Source organism: Acidaminococcus fermentans, from assembly GCF_009696675.1.
Lineage (GTDB): Bacteria > Bacillota > Negativicutes > Acidaminococcales > Acidaminococcaceae > Acidaminococcus.
In genome coordinates, this window is the sequence record NZ_VULN01000002.1 from 88,771 (window position 1) to 105,830 (window position 17,060).

Here is a 17,060-nt window from a genome sequence, read left to right on the forward strand (position 1 = left end):
TCCCGTATCAGAAAGGCGGGAAATCGTATGTTGAAGAAAATCATGCTCCTTGGCTGCCTGCTGGCCCTTTTCCTGGGGGCCGGGTGCGGCAAAGAGACCAATAAAACAGAACAGGTCCATGTGGCTTCCTATCCGGGCTGGGTAGAAATCCAGGCCGGGGATCAGGGATCCTTTGCGGTGCCTCCGGAAATGATCCTCCAGAGCCAGGAAACCCGGGATGGACTGCTGAAGGCTCCAGACCTGGATCCGCTCCTGAAAAAATGGCTGGAAGCGGACCAGGAAGTGGTGAAGAGCCCCGGGTCCGTCATCGTCCAGAGCGGGAAACTGGATCCGGTGCCCTGGAATACCGATGAACACCTGGTGTGGGTGGAATTCAAGACCGTGGCCAGCCCGGAAAAAATGCCCCGGTATGGCCAGAACATCGGCCTGAAAGGGGACCAGATCAAAGAATTCGGGGACATTACCCAAAAAAGCATCCAGGGGATCTACACCAAGATGCTGCCGGAAGGCTATTCCCTGAAATTCACCAACTGGCAGCCCATGGCCAGCAATATCGTGAACGGAGTGGAAAGCCTCCATACCAGCTATGACATGGAAGTGCTCCAAAAGGGACAGCACCTGATGACCTTCCACGCGGAACGGTGGACTCTGTTCAACCTGGACCGGGTCCATACTCTGACTGTGGTGTGGAACAAGGCAGATGACGGCTACTGGAAGGAAGACACCCACAAGCTCACCAACATCATCAATACTCTGAAGATCACCCCCAGCAAGGGGAAATAGGGGGATGTGAGGTTTTGTCAACGGTCAGCTGACAATCCAATTCCCTCTTGCGCGCCTCCATTCTCATAAATTATAATGATTCTAAATGATGTGGTTTTGTTTTGCATTTTTCCGGAAAGAAGGGGTTTGTATGACGGAAATCCGTGATATTGGTTTTATCGGTACGGGTATTATGGGGAAATCCATGCTGCGGAATCTGGGAAAGGCGGGCTATGCCATGCACTGCTATGCCCGGCATCCGGAAAAAGTGGCGGATCTGAAGGCAGAAGGGGTTACCTTTCATCCTTCCATCTCCGATCTGGCCGGTGCCTGCCAGTGCCTGATCACCATTGTGGGCTTTCCCCGGGATGTGGAGGAAGTCTATCTGGCCCCCGGGGCTCTTATGGACAGCGCCCGGCCCGGCAGCTTCCTCATTGACATGACCACCACCAGTCCCACCCTGGCCCGGAAACTGTATGAAGAAGGGACCAAACGGGGCTTCCATGTGCTGGATGCACCGGTGACCGGCGGGGATACCGGCGCCCGGAACGGCACCCTGTCCATCCTGGTGGGCGGAAAAAAGGAAGATTTCGATGTGCTCCAGCCGGTGTTCCAGGGCATGGGTACCAACATCAACTACATGGGAGAAGCGGGGATGGGCCAGCACGCCAAAATGGCCAACCAGATCATGATTGCCGGTGCCTTGTCCGGGGTCTGCGAAGCCCTCCGGTACGCCCAGGCCAACGGCCTTGATCTGGAAACCCTGTTGAAGGCAGTGTCCACCGGGGCGGCGGGCAGTGCCCAACTGAACGCCTTCGGGCCCAAGATCATCCAGGGAGACTATGCTCCCGGCTTCTTCCTGAAGCATTTCATCAAGGACATGGGCCTGGCGGAAGAAGAAGCGGAAAAGAAGGAACTGAAGCTGCCGGTGCTCCACCAGGTGCTGAAGGAATACCGTTCCCTGGCCAAGGAAGGAAAGGGAGATCTGGGGACCCAGGCTCTGTTCACCTATTATGAAAAAAAGTAATGGACAAAACTGATTTTTGACGTTTTTCCGGATGAAAACGGATATACTGAAAGAAATCATCCCTGACAGGCATCAGGGCATCACAAATTATCAGAATAGAAAAAATCATCAGGAAAGGACGGGATTGTATGAGCAGCAAGAAATGGCTGGCCGCGGCAGCGGCTCTGCTGGCCTGCGGAACCCTCCTCCTGGCCGGCTGCGGCGGGGGAGACAAAAAGGCGGCGGATGGGAAGAAAGGGGTATCCGGGAATGTAATGGTCTACACCTCCATGTATCCGGATATCGTCAATTCCATGTGCAAACCAAAAGTCCAGAAAGCCTTCCCGGATCTGAAAGTCAGCTGGTTCCAGGGCGGAACGGAAAAGATCAAGACCAAGATCGCCGGGGAAGTAAAGGCCAACAAGATCAGCGACGATGTGCTGATGGTGGCGGATCCTTCCTATTACATCTATCTGAAGGAAAAAGGTCTGCTGCTGGATTACAAATCGCCGGAAACCAAGCATCACATCATGGAAGTGGACAAGGACGGAGCCTGGGCTGCCGTCCGGGTGTGCAACATGATCATCGCCTACAACAAGGACAAACTGAAACCGGAAGATGTGCCCACCAGCTGGCAGGACCTGACCAATCCCAAGTACAAGGGGCGCATCGCCATGCCCAACCCGCTGCTGTCCGGTACCGCCTATGTGGCCGTAGGGACCCTGGCGGACAAATTCGGCTGGGAATACTTTGATGCCCTGAAAGCCAACGGACTCAGGGTGGAAGAAGGGAACAGCGCCATTCAGAACAAGCTCCTGACCGGAGAATACATGGCCGCCATCATCCTGGAAGAAAACATCCTGAAGCTCCAGCAAACCAAGAAGGAACCTCTGGAAGTGGTCTATCCCAAGGAAGGCTGCATCCTGATTTCTTCCCCCATCGGGATCTTCAAGGCCACCAAGAACCCGGAAGGGGCCAAAGCCCTCACCGACTGGTGGCTGAGCAAGGAAGGCCAGGCGGCGGTAACAGCCGGCTGGATGCATTCTGTGCGGGATGATGTGGAAAAACCCAAAGGGGCCAAGTACAGTCTGAAGGAACTGCTGAAGAACGCTCTGAAAGTGGATTGGGAAAAACTCACCCGGGACGAATCCAAGATCAAGGAAGAATTCCGGTCCAGAGTCATGGATGCCTGATCCGGCGTGTTGCGGGACATGATGCCCAAGTATGCCTGGAGACAAAAGGAGTCAGGGTCGGGAATCCAGCCCTGGCTCCTTTCCTGCCTCATTGTGTCCAAAGGAGTGTATGGTGAAAAAGTGGAATTTGCCTCGAATCGACAGTAAGTTTGCGGTCATTGCCCTTACCGTCCTGGCTCTGTTGTATTTTATCGTGCTGCCTCTGGCGGTACTGATCTGGGACAGCGTGATGGTGGAGGGGACCTTTGACCTGAGCAATTATGCAGCGGTGTACAGCCAGAAAGTGAACCTGAAAGCCCTGCGGAACACCGTGGAGATTTCCCTTCTGGTGATGCTGCTCAGCGTGCTGATCACCTTTCCCCTGGCCTGGCTCATTGGCCGGACGGACCTGCCGGGACGGAAAAAGTTCCGGACCATCCTGGTGGCCAGTTACATGATCCCACCCTATGTGGGAGCCATTGCCTGGACCCAGCTGCTGAACCCGGATGTGGGCTATCTGAACCAGCTGCTGAAAACCCTGTTTTCCCTGTCCCAGGCGCCTTTCAACATCTATACCCGGGGCGGGATGATCTGGGTCCTGACCTTATTCTATTCTCCCTTTGCCTTCATTACCATTTCCCGGGCCATGGAAAAAATGGATCCTACCCTGGAGGAGGCTTCCCGGATCGCCGGAGCGTCTCCCCTCAAAGCCCTGTGGGATGTGACTCTGCCTCTTATGGCTCCCAGCATCTTGGCCGGGGGACTCCTGGTGTTCATCGGTGCCGGTTCCTGTTTCGGGATCCCGGCCATAGTGGGGATGCCCGGGAACATCGAAGTGCTCACCACCCGGATCGTATCCTTCGTGTACATGGGGGATGACCAGGGAATCCGGGACGCCACCACGTTAGCGGTTTCTCTGATGTTTCTGGCCAACGGGCTGCTGTTCTTCATGAGCTGGCTCATGGGCCGGAAGGACTACACCACCATCAGCGGCAAAAGCACCCGTCCGGTGCTGGTGGAACTGGGCCGTTGGAAAGGACTGGCCACTTTCTTTGTGGGGCTCTACGCCTTCCTTTCCGTGATCCTGCCCCTGGGGTCCATTGTGATGACCTCCTTCATGGTCAGCATGTCCAAGGGCATCCGGCTGGACAATTTCGGCATCGACGCCTGGATCCCGGTGCTGGAAAACAGCCAGTACCTGGACTGCATTTGGCGGTCCCTGGGCTATGCCTTCATTTCCGCCTGTGTGGGTACCCTGCTGGCCCTGTTTGTAGCCTATCTGTCCGTAAAGACCCGGGTGCCCGGCCGGTCCCTGCCGGATATCCTGGTGATGGTGGGGGGCAGTACCCCCAGTGTGGTCATTGCCCTGGCCCTGATCATCTTCTTTTCCGGCAACTATGGGCTGAACCTGTATTCCAGCATGTGGATCCTGATCGTCAGCTATCTGGTGAAATACATGACCATGAGTGTCCGGACCATTGCCGCTTCCCTGAGCCAGGTCTCCAGCAGTCTGGAAGAGGCGGGGCTCAACGCCGGGGCCGACTGGCTGCGGGTGTGCCGGGACATTATCATGCCCCTGATCGCCCCCTCCATTGTGGCCGGCTGGTTCCTGATCTTCATGCCCAGCTTTTATGAACTGACCATGTCCAACCTGCTCTACGGCAGTGACACCCAGACCATCGGGGTGCTGCTTTACGAGCTCCAGACCTATGCGGATACCCAGAATGCCTCCGTGCTGTCGGTGATCATCCTGGTGATCGTCATGGTGGGGAACCTGATCCTGAACAAGGTATCCAAGGGCAATATTGCCATTTGATGAGGAGGACTATTGTGGCTCAAGTAAAATTGGAACATCTCTACAAACGGTTCGGTGCCGTGACGGCCGTGGGGGATTTCAACCTGGAGGTGGCGGATGGGGAATTCATATCCTTCCTGGGACCCTCCGGATGCGGCAAATCCACTACCCTGCGGATGATCGCCGGCTTTGAACGGCCCACGGAAGGGAACATCCTGCTGGGGGACACCCTGGTGAGCAGTGCGGAATCCCATGTGTTCGTACCCCCGGAAAAGCGGAACATCGGCATGGTGTTCCAGTCCTATGCGGTATGGCCCCATATGACTGTGGCGGAAAACGTGGCTTATCCCCTGAAGATCCAGAAGGTCCCCAAAGAGGAACGGGACAAACGGGTGGCCGAGGCTCTTTCCATGGTCCATCTGGACAAGTACGGGGAACGGTATCCCAGCCAGCTGTCCGGAGGCCAGCAGCAGCGGGTGGCTCTGGCCCGGGCTCTGATCGCCCAGCCGGGTCTGCTGCTTCTGGACGAACCGCTGTCCAACCTGGATGCCAAACTCCGGGAAAGCATGCGGTTCGAAATCTCCTCCCTCCAGAAACGGCTGGGGATCACGGTGATCTACGTGACCCACGACCAGTCGGAAGCCATGACCATGAGTGACCGGATCGTGGTGATGAACGGAGGCGTGGTCCAGCAGGTGGGACGGCCTTATGAAGTGTATACCCATCCGGTGAACCGGATGGTGGCGGATTTCATCGGCCTGGTGAATTTCCTGCCGGCGGAAGTCCGGGGCGAACGGGTCTTTGTCCAGGGCACCCAGGTGTCCTTCCCCAATAAGGCGAACCTGCCGGCAGGGCCGGCCATCATCGGGGTCCGTCCGGAAAACATCACCCTGTCCAAAACCGGTGGGATGCTCCAGGGAACGGTGAAGCACCGGTTTTACATGGGAGATGCGGTGGATTACCGGATCCAGGTGGGAGACCATGTCCTCCGGGTGATGACCCACGGCAGCGCCTACCACCAGTGGGCTGACGGAGAGAACCTGTACCTGGACCTGGAGGACGTGATCCTCCTGAACAACGAAAAGAGCAATTATGTGATTACGTGAAAGAGGGGGTGTTGCACGTTTCGTGCAACACCCCCTTAGCTGTAGAGCCGCATAGCGGCTCAAGTCTGGAGTCGGAAGTCTGGAGCCGAAGGTTAAATTTGCAGGCAAATTTTTTGAATGTGTAGAACCTTTGGACGAAATGATCGCTCAGATTGATTTCGATTCTGGTTTTACATAATCAAAAGGATCCGTCCAGCCAGACGGATCCTGTCCTGAGGCTTCCGACTTCAGACTCCCGACTTCCGACTAAGGGGCTGTTGCGCATGCAACAGCCCCTTTTCCATGGTATAATACCCCTATCCCAACTTTTAAGGAGGTTTTTCCCATGAACAAACAGATTGCAACTCCCAAAGCCCCCGGTGCCATCGGACCTTATTCCCAGGGTATCGAAGCGTCCGGCAAGACCGTGTATGTTTCCGGCCAGATCCCCATCGACCCGGCTACCGGTGAATTTGCCGGGACAGATATTGTGACCCAGACCCGCCAGTCCCTGACCAATGTGAAAAACATCCTGGAAGCCGCCGGCTACACCATGGAGGATGTGGTGAAGACTACAGTGCTTCTCAGCGACATTGCCGATTTCGGTCCCATGAACGAAGTGTACGGCACCTTCTTCACCGGCGTATGCCCGGCCCGTGCCTGCTTCCAAGTGGCCGCTCTGCCCAAAGGGGCCCTGGTGGAAATCGAAGCTTTTGCGTGCAAGTGATAAAAGGGGGCTGTTGCCATGGGCAACAGCCCCCTTTTTCACTCTTCCAACAATGCACTTTTCCGCTCCAGCCGGGTTACCGTTTCTTCCAGTCCCTGCCGGAGCACCGGGTAGGTGATGGCCCGAAGCCGGTCCACTGGACCGGAAATGGTCAGGACGAACCGTTTATCCTTCAGATGGAGGGGCATGGCGATGGCGGCCACCCCCTGGTCCACTTCTCCTTCCGAAATACAGTATCCGTCCTGGAGGATCTTCAGCAGCTGGTTCTTCAGGATCCGTTGCTTCGTCCGGTCCGGTTCCAGTTCCTGGAGCAGCTGCTCCCGCAGTTCTTCCGGCTGGGCGGCCAGCAGGGTCTTGCCTGTGGCGCCGCTGCGCAGAGGGACGATGTAGCCCCGTTCTCCCGCCACCCCCAGACGGTGCCGGCTTTTGGCCAGGTCCGCACAAATCCCCGTATGGCCCAGGAGCACGGACAGTACCACGGTTTCGTTGAACTTTTCCGCCAGCCGGTGCATTTCTTCCGACAGCAGATCCCGGGAGGTGTTGTGGACGGAAACGGCGGAAGCCACCAGCAGGATCCCGGTTCCCAGGTAGTACTTTCCGGTTTTGGCGGATTGTTCCATCCATCCAGCCTGCTGGAGGGTCCGGAGGATCCGGTAGACCGTGGTCTTGTGGAGCCCCAGGGCTTTGCTGATTTCCGTAAGGCTCAGGGTTTCCCGGCGCTGGGCGGCATACAGCTCAAGGATCCGGATGGCATGGAGGACGGAATGGACCGCCGGTGTGGTTTCTGCCATAACATTGAACTTCCTTTCCCAATGGATCTTGTTTTCCCTCATTATACGGAGAACCAAAAACAGGGTCAAGGAAAATTGTTTCGTTATAGTGTCCGTATTGCGAAATAGTGTCCAATTTCGTTGACTTCCCAGAGGGGTCTTCCTATAATGGTCCCAAGAGAAGGGAAAACCCAAGTACAGAAAGAAGAGGAGATTGCACATGGACAACTTCAGCCTGCAGAAACCTTTGAATATGGCCCCTACGGGCATTGCCACCTTTGCCAAAACCGACCTGGCGCCGGATATTTACAACCTGAATGCGGATATCGCCATCCTGGGAGCGCCGTTTGACCTGGCTATCCAGGGACGTACTGGCTGCCGGCTGGGGCCCCGGGGCATCCGTCTGGGTTCCACCCGGTTTACCTACAAAAAAGGCGGCACCTACGATTCCGAACGGAAAGAATTCTACATGGATACGGACAAATGGAAGGTGGTGGACTGCGGGGATGCGGATTATATCCCCGGGGACCTGATGGGTACCATGGCCAACCTCCGGGAAGCGGTCCGGATCATCCAGAGCCAGGGTACCATGCCGGTGGTGCTGGGTGGGGACTGCGCCGTGGACTTCCCTATGCTTCAGGGCATGGAAGGGGCCGGCAAGTTTGACATCATCCACATTGATGCCCATCTGGACTGGACCAAGCCTCTGGACGGGCAGAAATATTTCAATGGGTCTCCCATGCGGAACGCAGCCAGCCTGCCCTATGTGGGACGGATCCTCCATCTGGGGATCCGGGGCATCGGCAGCAGCGGCCCGGAAGACTTTGCAGAAGCCCGGGAACACGGGGACGGGATCTACTCCGTCCGGGACGTGCGGAAAAAGGGCATCGAGGCCATCCTGGACGAATTCCAGCCGGCGGACAAAGTGGTGCTCTGCTTCGACATCGATGCCATGGATGCGGTGTACGCTCCGGCCACCGGTTCTCCCATGTTTGGGGGCTTCAACTACGACGATGCGGTGGATATCCTGGAAGCCATTGCCAACCATACGGAACTGGTGGGGATGGTGCTGACGGAAGTGGCCCCTCCTTTTGACGATGTGGGGGGCACCACCGGGTATCTGGCGGCCCGGCTGATTTCTGACATGCTGGGGTTTGCCACCAAGGCCCGGGAAAAGAAACAGGAGTAAGCCATGACAGGGCTGCAGAAAAGGCGGCCCGGACAGTGGATCACCATGATCGGGTTCTGTGTGGCCATGGAGGTGATCCTGGCCCGGTTCCTGTCTCTCCATACCTGGAATCTGAAAATCGGCTTCAGCTTTCTGCCGGTGGCGGCGGCTGCCCTGTGGGGCGGGCCTCTGGCCGGCGGCATCACCGGGGCCCTGGGGGATCTGATTGGAGCCCTGCTGTTTCCGGTGGGAGCTTATTTCCCCGGATTTACCCTGTCCAGCTTCCTGGATGGGGTGGTGTACGGCTGGTGCTTCCGCCGGGGCATCGGCAAGCGGCAGATCCTGTTGGCGGTGCTGGTGGTCCAGGTGGCCATCAGCCTGCTGCTGAACACCTTTTGGCTCACGGTATTGTTCCAGGTCCCCTGGAAAGACCTGGCCACTCTCCGGCTGTTCCAGTGCGCTGCCGGGATCGTGATCAAGTTCGGGATCCTGAGCCTGGTACTGCCGGTATTGAAGAAACATCTGGTTCCCTTAGGAAAATAAAAGATGGGTGTGCTGCACGTCTTGTGCAGCACACCCATCTTTTCAATCTGCTCCTAAAGGTATTTCTTCTTTTTCTTTCTTTTCCTGGATCTCCTTCCAAAGTTTTGCAGCCATAGGAGCCCAGGCTTTGGCATAAGCTTGGCAGCTGCCGCAGAGGGTATCCACGTCTTCCGGCGACTGGAGGTCGGTGGAACGGGCACCGGAGCGATGGACCATGGCTTTCAGGCAGTCAGGGTTCTCCAGCATGGGACAGGGCCGCAGGTGGTTTGCATTGAAAGGCTGCCCTTTGGCATATTCCTGGAACAGGGGCTGGCGCAGGCAGGTGAGCAGGTCGTCCCGGTTGATATTGGCACTGGAATAGTGGATGAATACACAAGGTTCCACATCCCCGGCCGGGTTGATGTGGCAGTAGTTCCGACCCCCGGCGATGCAGCCGCCGATGAATTCCCCGTCGTTCTGGAAGTCGATGGGGAACAGAGCGATGGGATTTTCGCTGCTGCGGATCTCCCGGATCCGCCGGACCATATAGGCACGCTGTTCCGGGGTGGGCAGCAGATCCAGAGAGGCTTCATTGCCTACAGGCATGTAATGGAAGAACCAGCTGTACCAGGCTCCGTTGTCCACCAGCATCTGGAGGAAACGGTCACTGGTGACGGTTTCGATGTTCTTCCGGGTGTAGCAGATGGAAGTCCCGAAGAAAATCCCATATTTCTTCAAGAGAGCCATGGCGTGCATCACTTTATCGAAATCACCTTTGCCACGGCGGCTGTCATTGACTTCCCGATAGCCTTCGATGCTGATGGAGAAGCTCAGGTTCCCCACGTCCACTACCTGGCGGCAGAAATCCTCATCGATCAGGGTGCCGTTGGTGAAGGCGTGGAATTCACAGTCCGGATGGGCCCGGCAGAGCTTCAGGATATCCCCTTTCCGGACCAGAGGTTCGCCCCCGGTCATCATGAAGGTATGGACCCCCAGGGCTTTCCCCTGAGTCACGATCTTGTCCATGGTTTCATAGGAAAGGTTCAGGGTATGGCCGTATTCCGCCGCCCAGCAGCCGATGCAGTGCATGTTGCAGGCACTGGTAGGGTCGAACAGGATGGTCCAGGGAATGTTGCAGTGGTATTTTTCCCGGCAGGCTTTCCGGGTCTTCAGTCCATAAAATCCCGATTCAAAACCCAGATTCATGATCCCGGTTTTCAGGATATGGGGATTCAGGGTATCCAGGCCCCGTTCCACAAACTTCCACCATTTTCCGTCCTGGCGAATCAGTTCCCGGGCACCGGCAAAGGAGGAAGGGGCGAAAAAGCTCCCAAAGAATTTCTCCATCAGATAGGAAAGACGGAGCAGGGATTTCTTCCGTTCTTCCGGATCTTTTACAGACAGTACATGATCAACCACCGTTTCCACGGCTTTCCGTTCAGCATCATGGATCAGCTTGCTTTCCATGATCCCTCATCTCCTTCATTACAACTTCAGATATAAGTATAGCAGACGGAGATTAAAAGTCAAAAAGACAAATCAATTTCACAATTAAAAAATAAACAAAGAGAAAAGTGTAACATGGTGTTACAAAAAAAGCTGTGAAGAAATGAGGATCCATTTCTTCACAGCTCCTTACAAAAAGTGCTCCAACAACGCAAACACGCCGCCTCCGGCCAGCACTGCTACGCCCAGGGATTTGGTCTTCAATACCAGGGGAGTGATCAGCAGGGTGGTCAGCAGGGGAATGTTGTGGAGGGACAGGTTCAGGCGGCCTTCTGTCAGGAAAATATCCGGGAACACCAGGGCTCCGAAAATGGCCGGAGGCACAAAATTCAGCCACACCTTGAACCAGTGGGGAATGGGATGTTTCCGGATAATGGCCATGGGGATCACCCGGGGCAGGAAGCCGGTCAGGGCCATGATCAGGATTACACAGAGAATATAAGTCTGGTTCATGCTTCACTGCCTCCTTCCACAGGCCCGCAGTCTTCTTCCGCTTCCGGCGCTTTTTCCGGCTGGATTTTCTTTTCATGCTTCAGGTATACCCAGGCGGCCAGTCCGGAAGGGATCAGGGACGCCAACACAATATGGAGCTTGTAGGGTACCACCTGGGACAGCACCACAGCCAGGATCCCGGCAGTCAGGCCGGTGATCACCATGGTCCGGTTCTTCAGGTAGTTGGACCAGATCCCCAGGAACATGGCGGTAAGGATGTAGGACACCAGGGACAGATCCAGGTGGATCAGCCGGGAGGCATAGCAGCCGAAGGCGTTGGCTACTGCCCACACCCCCATGCTGAGGATATCCAGGCCCAGCGCTTCTTCATGGGTCCAGTGGTCCTGCCCTTCCTGGAAGGAAGAAAGGTTCACCGCAAAGGTCTCATCGGTGGTACCGTAGGCGAACAGCCCGGTGTAGAGTCCTGATTTTTGAGAGACCAGAGGAGCCAGAGTGGAGGTGAACAGGGAATACCGGAGGTTCACCATCAGGATGGTGAGAGCAATGGAAATATAGGAGGCACTCTGGAGCATCATGGCGATCCCGATGAACTGGGAACTGCCGGCAAAGGCCAGCACGCTCATAATGAACATATGGAAGGGATTCAGGCCGGCCTTTTCTCCCAACATGCCGCAGGCCATTCCCAGCACCCAGTACCCCAGGATGATGGGAGCGTCTTTCTGCAGTACACGTCGTGTAATATAAGCCATGAACAAAACCCCTCTTTCTATGTATAATGGATACAGAATTCTTTGTCCCATATTATATACCAGTTTACGAATTTTTACTATAAAAACGCAAATATGGTATAATGAACCTATGACACAATATTGCAGAGGGACTTTTGTTACGAAAAGCACCCAAAAATCAAAGCTATCATTCGGGAGTGATAATTATGGCAGAAATCAGACCTTTTGCTGCCCTGCGTCCGGTTCCGGAACTGGTCAGTCAGATTGCTGAATTACCTTATGATGTAATGAGCACCCAGGAAGCACGGGATATCCTGAAAAAGAATCCTCTGAGTTTCGTCCGGGTCACCCGGGCGGAAGCGGATCTGCCGGAAAATGTGGCAGAATCGGATCCCAGGGTTTATGCCAAAGCCCGGGAAAACCTGGAGAACTATGTGGCCAAAGGCCAGATGAAACAGGATCCCCAGCCCTGCTACTATATCTACCGGCAGCAGATGGGGGCCTATATCCAGATCGGTCTGGTGGCTGCCGCCTCTCTGAAGGAATATAAAGAAGGGATCATCAAACGCCATGAACTGACCCGCCAGGTGAAGGAAACGGACCGGGTGAATCACATTCTGTCCACCAAAGCCCAGACCGGGCCGGTGTTCCTGGCCTACCGAAGCAAGGGGCTTTTGACCGCCTTCCTGCTGGAATACATGGGCAGCCATACGCCGGTGTACAATTTTGTAGGGGATGACAAGATCCGCCACACCCTGTATGTAATCAGCGAACCCCTGAAGGTAAAGGAAGTGACCCGTCTGTTCCAACAGGTGCCGGAACTGTACATCGCCGATGGCCATCACCGGTGCGCCGCAGCCCTGCGGGTGGCGGAAGAACTGGCCAAACGGCCGGGTCAGACCGGAAAGGAAGAATACAACTACGTGCTGTCCGTGATCTTCCCCTCCAACATGCTCCATATCCTGCCCTACAACCGGGTTGTCCGGGATCTGGGAGAACTGAGCGAAGAGAAGTTCCTGGAAATGGTCCAGGAAAACTTCCTGTTGGAAAAGGACGACCGGCCGGTGGAACCTCAGGTTCCTCACACCTTCGGCATGTATATCAGCGGCCAGTGGTACCGGCTGACCGCCAAACCGGATACCTATCCCACCGCTGACCCCATCCATTCCCTGGATGTAAGCATCCTCCAGGACAATCTGCTGGCACCGGTGCTGGGCATCGACGATCCCCGGACGGATCCCCGGATCGACTTTGTGGGAGGCGTACGGGGGCTGGGAGCCCTGGAAGACGCGGTGGACGGGGAAGATGCCACCGTGGCTTTCTCCCTGTACCCCACTTCCATGGATCAGCTGATGACGGTGGCGGACAAGGGACTGGTGATGCCTCCCAAATCCACCTGGTTTGAACCGAAGCTCCGGGACGCACTGACTGTACACTTAATAGGAGATGAACAAGATGGGAAGAATCTTTAATTTCGGGGCAGGGCCCTCCATGATGCCCCTGCCGGTGCTGGAACAGGCCCAGCGGGAACTGCTGGATTACAAGGGAAGCGGCATGTCCATGCTGGAAATCAGCCACCGGAGCCCCCTGTTCGAGGAAGTGAACGACCAGGCCCAGGACCATATCAAAAAACTTCTGGGCATGGATGACAGCTGGAGCGTAATGTTCATGGGCGGCGGGGCCACCCTGCAGTTCTCCATGATCCCCATGAACTTTCTGACCCCCGGGAAGACCGCGGCTTATGCCATTACCAGTACCTTCTCTGAAAAGGCCATCAAGGAAGCCCATAAAGTGGGAAATGCGGTGGAAGTGTACAGCAGCAAAGCCACGGGCCTGGACCGGGTGCCCCGGCCGGAAGAACTGGTGCTGCCGGACAACTGCGCCTATCTCCATCTTACCGGGAACTGCACCGCAGAAGGCCTGGAATATTTTGACTATCCGGATACGGGAGATGTGCCCCTGATCGTGGACATGTCTTCTGACATCCTCAGCCGGCCCATCCCCCTGGACAAGTTTTCCCTGATCTACAACGGGGCTCAGAAGAACATCGGCCCTGCAGGGGTCACGGTGGTCATGGCCAAAAAGGATTTCCTGAAGGGACGGGATCCCCAGCTGCCCATTATGATGAACTACGAAACCTATGCGGACCACGATTCCACCTACAATACCCCGCCGGTATTCGGCATCTATCTGGTGGATCTCATGTCCCAGTGGCTGCTGGACCAGGGAGGCCTGGAGAAGGTGGAACAGCGGAACATCGCCAAGGCCAGAAAGGTCTATGACGTGCTGGATGCCCATCCGGACTTCTACAAGGGCCATGCCCAGAAAGACAGCCGGTCTCTGATGAACGTAACCTTCAACCTGCCCTCCAAAGATCTGGAAGGCAAATTTGTGGAAGAGGCCAAGGCTCGCGGTATGGCAGGGCTGAAGGGCCACCGGGCCGTAGGCGGCATCCGGGCTTCCATCTACAACGCCATGCCGCTGGAAGGCGTCCAGAAGCTAGTGGACTTTATGGAAGATTTCTGGAAGAAAAATCGCTAAGGACGTGACACCATGTTTATTTCCCTGTCCGAGGGAATATTGACCATCCGGGCGGATGGCATCTGCACCACCGCCCTGGCAGCGGTGATGCTGCTTTTGGGGGTGTGGCTGAAGGGACAGAGCCGGCTGCTGCGGAAATACTGCCTTCCTGCACCGGTGGTAGGGGGCACCCTGGCCATGCTCCTGGTGTTCCTGGGCCACGAAACCGGGCTGTTCCAGATGGAATTCGATACCCAGTTCCAGATCCCCTTTATGATTTCCTTCTTTACGGCGGTGGGACTGGGCGCCAAGCTGTCTGCCTTCAGCAAAGGGGTGAACAAAGGCGGGAAACTGCTGCTGATCTACTGGCTGATCACCGCCTTCATCTCCCTGTGCCAGAATCTCATCGGCCTCACCGTAGGCCGTGTGATCGGCCTGGAACCGGCCTATGCCCTGCTGTCTTCTGCCATTTCCATGGTGGGAGGCCATGGGGCCGCCGGGGCCTATGGGAGCACCTTCCTGAAAATGGGGTATCCCGCCAGTATGGAAGTGGGGGCCTCCGCCGCTACCTTCGGGCTCATTGCGGCGGTGATGTGCGGAGGGCCCATGGGCCGTTTCCTCATTGAAAAATACCATCTCCATTCGGAAGATATGGAAGAGGTCCGGCCCCTTCCGGAAAAGCCCAGGGAACTGACCCATCAGCAGATGGCCAAACTGGACATCCTGATCAATGTGGCGGTGATCCTGATCTGCATGGGCCTGGGGGTATGGCTGGCCCAGGGGGTGGGAATCCTGCTGAACATGACCTTCCCCAGTTATGTGTGCGCCATGTTTGTGGGGGTGCTGGTCCGGAATCTGAATGAAAAGTTCCAGGTATACCGGTTCAGTGAATCCCTGGTGGGGTCCTTCGGGGAAATCATGCTGAACCTGTATCTGGCCATTGTGCTCATGTCCCTGAAACTGTGGGAAATGGCCGGGATCCTCAGCGGGGTCATGCTCATTGTGCTGGCCCAGGTGGCCTTCATGCTGACCATGTGCTATTTTGTGGTGTTCCGGCTGCTGGGGAGCAACTACGATGCGGCGGTGATGTGCGCCGGTCTCTGCGGCCACGGGCTGGGGGCGGTGCCCTCTGCCATGGTGAACATGACGGTGCTGGCGGACCAGTACGGCATGAGCCGGAAAGCCTTCCTGATCGTGCCGGTGGTGGGGTCCTGCCTGGCTGATCTGGCCTATCAGCCCCACACCCTGCTGTTGATCAAGCTTTTTGTGGAGAATCTGGATTAGGGGGTGCTGCTGAGCAGCACCCCCCTTAATTCACAAGAAGTTTGACTTTTGACATTGACAGGGTTACAAAAATCGGATACCATGCAGAGTAGAGAAGGAAATTTTGACAGTTCTTTACAAGGAGGAACGGACAGATGAAAAAAGGTCTGGTGATTTTCTTTGCGGTGGTCCTGCTGCTGGCCGGGTGGATCTTCGGGTCCTACAACGGGGTGGTCACCGCCAACGAAAATGTCAATGGAAAATGGAGCCAGGTGGAAACCCAGCTCCAGCGGCGGAGTGATCTGATCCCCAACCTGGTGAATACGGTGAAAGGATATTCCGCTCATGAAAGCCAGGTGTTCACCGATGTGGCCAATGCCCGGGCCAAACTGGCAGGGGCCCAGAACGTCAGCGAAGCGGCCCAGGCCAATGGGGAACTGAGCAGTGCTTTGAGCCGGCTTCTGGCCATTTCCGAAAACTATCCCCAGCTGAAGGCCAATACCAACTTCATCCAGCTCCAGGATGAACTGGCCGGGACGGAAAACCGGCTGGCGGTGGCCCGTAAGGACTACAACGATGCGGCCCAGGCCTACAACGCCAAGATCAAAAGCTTCCCCACGGTGCTGGTGGCCCGGATGATGGGCTTCCAGGAACGGAGCTATTTCAAGGCGGATCCCCAGGCCCAGAAGGCGCCCCAGGTGAAGTTTTAACCGGGGGAACACCATGAAAGGAGGAGGCCTATGAAACAGCTGCTGCTGCTTCTGGTGCTGGTCTGCCAAATGGTCTTTGCCCCGCTCCAGGCAGGAGCGGCAGCCCAGGTCCCGCCCCGGCCCACATCCAGCATCTATGTCCAGGACCAGGCGGGGGTCCTGTCCCGGAGCACCCGGGACACTATCCGTGCCTACAGTACGGCCCTGGCTCAAAAGACCAAGGCCCAGATTGTGGTTCTGACGGTGCCCAGCCTCCGGGGCCAGTCCCTGGAGGACTACTCCCTGACGGTGCTCCGTCAGTGGGGGATCGGGGACAAGGAAAAGAACAACGGGGTCCTGCTGCTGGTGGCAGTCCAGGATCGGAAAAGCCGGATCGAAGTGGGGTATGGGCTGGAAGGCGCCCTGCCGGACGGGCTCACCGGACGGATCCAGGACCAGGCCATGCTGCCCTATTTCCGTCAGGGGGATTATGACCGGGGCATCCTGAATGCCTATTCGGCCATCCTCCAGACGGTGCTGAAAGAGTACAATCTTACCCCTCAGGACCTGCAGGTGGAAAAGACCCTGCCGGCCAAACAGGGGGACAGTGTGACCGTATCTCCCTTGATGGCAGGGGCCGGGCTCCTGGGGATCCTGATCCTGTTTCTCCTGGACCGGGTGCTTTTGGGAGGCGCCCTGTTCCGGTTCCTCTTTTATCTGTTCTTCTTCCGGGGCGGCGGCCGCGGAGGCGGCGGCTTCGGCGGAGGAGGCTTCGGAGGCGGCAGCTACGGGGGCGGCTCCGGAGGCGGCGGGGGCTCCAGCAGGAGTTGGTAGGGGCTGCGGAGCAGCCCCCTGGACAACGGTCAGCTGACAAAAAAGGGTGTTGCACGCAAC

17 protein-coding genes are annotated in these 17,060 nt (G+C 56.6%); 13 read left to right on the top strand and 4 right to left on the bottom strand.

The window, feature by feature from the left end:
* The first annotated feature begins 27 nt into the window (after positions 1 to 27).
* From FX155_RS01640 to FX155_RS01665, 6 genes are all read left to right on the top strand, one after another.
* A complete protein-coding gene (locus FX155_RS01640; RefSeq protein WP_154487569.1) occupies positions 28 to 783 on the top strand; it encodes a hypothetical protein in 756 nt (251 codons plus the stop codon).
* Positions 784 to 913: 130 nt separating this feature from the next.
* Positions 914 to 1,789, top strand: coding sequence for an NAD(P)-dependent oxidoreductase (locus tag FX155_RS01645; RefSeq protein ID WP_154487571.1), 876 nt, complete (start codon positions 914 to 916; stop codon positions 1,787 to 1,789).
* Between the two features lie 128 nt (positions 1,790 to 1,917).
* Positions 1,918 to 2,961 carry an ABC transporter substrate-binding protein gene (locus FX155_RS01650; protein WP_154487573.1) on the top strand — a complete coding sequence of 348 codons (1,044 nt, stop codon included), beginning with the start codon at positions 1,918 to 1,920 and terminating at the stop codon, positions 2,959 to 2,961.
* A gap of 109 nt (positions 2,962 to 3,070) precedes the next feature.
* Positions 3,071 to 4,756, top strand: a complete 1,686-nt coding sequence (locus FX155_RS01655) for an ABC transporter permease (RefSeq protein ID WP_154487575.1) — start codon at positions 3,071 to 3,073, stop codon at positions 4,754 to 4,756.
* Positions 4,757 to 4,770: 14 nt separating this feature from the next.
* Positions 4,771 to 5,841: an ABC transporter ATP-binding protein gene (locus tag FX155_RS01660; RefSeq protein ID WP_326831099.1), complete on the top strand. Its 1,071-nt coding sequence runs from the start codon at positions 4,771 to 4,773 to the stop codon at positions 5,839 to 5,841.
* Positions 5,842 to 6,166: 325 nt separating this feature from the next.
* Complete coding sequence (locus FX155_RS01665; protein ID WP_022486751.1) at positions 6,167 to 6,547, top strand: RidA family protein; 381 nt, start codon at positions 6,167 to 6,169, stop codon at positions 6,545 to 6,547.
* 38 nt (positions 6,548 to 6,585) lie between these two features.
* On the opposite strand, the gene FX155_RS01670 is transcribed toward FX155_RS01665, so the two are convergent.
* Complete coding sequence (locus FX155_RS01670) at positions 6,586 to 7,338, bottom strand: IclR family transcriptional regulator (RefSeq protein ID WP_022486752.1); 753 nt, start codon at positions 7,336 to 7,338, stop codon at positions 6,586 to 6,588.
* A 199-nt stretch (positions 7,339 to 7,537) separates the two neighbouring features.
* Here FX155_RS01670 and FX155_RS01675 point away from each other — a divergent pair, with 199 nt between their 5' ends.
* Both FX155_RS01675 and FX155_RS01680 read left to right on the top strand, forming a co-directional pair.
* The gene (locus FX155_RS01675) at positions 7,538 to 8,506 is read left to right on the top strand and encodes an agmatinase (protein WP_154487579.1); all 969 of its coding nucleotides are present in this window, start codon (positions 7,538 to 7,540) and stop codon (positions 8,504 to 8,506) included.
* 3 nt (positions 8,507 to 8,509) lie between these two features.
* Positions 8,510 to 9,028, top strand: coding sequence for a folate family ECF transporter S component (locus FX155_RS01680; RefSeq protein ID WP_154487581.1), 519 nt, complete (start codon positions 8,510 to 8,512; stop codon positions 9,026 to 9,028).
* Between the two features lie 42 nt (positions 9,029 to 9,070).
* On the opposite strand, the gene FX155_RS01685 is transcribed toward FX155_RS01680, so the two are convergent.
* The 3 genes from FX155_RS01685 to FX155_RS01695 form a co-directional block, all read right to left on the bottom strand.
* Entirely contained in the window at positions 9,071 to 10,474 is a 1,404-nt protein-coding gene (locus FX155_RS01685; protein WP_154487583.1) for a radical SAM protein, read from the bottom strand.
* Between the two features lie 168 nt (positions 10,475 to 10,642).
* A complete protein-coding gene (locus FX155_RS01690; protein ID WP_022486756.1) occupies positions 10,643 to 10,966 on the bottom strand; it encodes an AzlD domain-containing protein in 324 nt (107 codons plus the stop codon).
* Complete coding sequence (locus FX155_RS01695) at positions 10,963 to 11,715, bottom strand: AzlC family ABC transporter permease (RefSeq protein ID WP_195839598.1); 753 nt, start codon at positions 11,713 to 11,715, stop codon at positions 10,963 to 10,965. Before FX155_RS01695 ends, FX155_RS01690 begins: the two co-directional genes overlap by 4 nt.
* Positions 11,716 to 11,900: 185 nt before the next feature.
* Between FX155_RS01695 and FX155_RS01700 the strand changes: the two genes are divergently transcribed.
* From FX155_RS01700 to FX155_RS11625, 5 genes are all read left to right on the top strand, one after another.
* Complete coding sequence (locus tag FX155_RS01700) at positions 11,901 to 13,166, top strand: DUF1015 domain-containing protein (RefSeq protein WP_154487587.1); 1,266 nt, start codon at positions 11,901 to 11,903, stop codon at positions 13,164 to 13,166.
* A complete protein-coding gene (gene serC / locus FX155_RS01705) occupies positions 13,150 to 14,235 on the top strand; it encodes a 3-phosphoserine/phosphohydroxythreonine transaminase (protein WP_154487589.1) in 1,086 nt (361 codons plus the stop codon). Before FX155_RS01700 ends, serC begins: the two co-directional genes overlap by 17 nt.
* Before the next feature lie 12 nt (positions 14,236 to 14,247).
* Entirely contained in the window at positions 14,248 to 15,498 is a 1,251-nt protein-coding gene (locus FX155_RS01710; RefSeq protein ID WP_154487591.1) for a sodium/glutamate symporter, read from the top strand.
* A 134-nt stretch (positions 15,499 to 15,632) separates the two neighbouring features.
* Complete coding sequence (locus FX155_RS01715) at positions 15,633 to 16,187, top strand: LemA family protein (RefSeq protein WP_022486761.1); 555 nt, start codon at positions 15,633 to 15,635, stop codon at positions 16,185 to 16,187.
* A 30-nt stretch (positions 16,188 to 16,217) separates the two neighbouring features.
* Positions 16,218 to 17,000, top strand: coding sequence for a TPM domain-containing protein (locus FX155_RS11625; protein WP_154487593.1), 783 nt, complete (start codon positions 16,218 to 16,220; stop codon positions 16,998 to 17,000).
* Positions 17,001 to 17,060 lie beyond the last annotated feature (60 nt).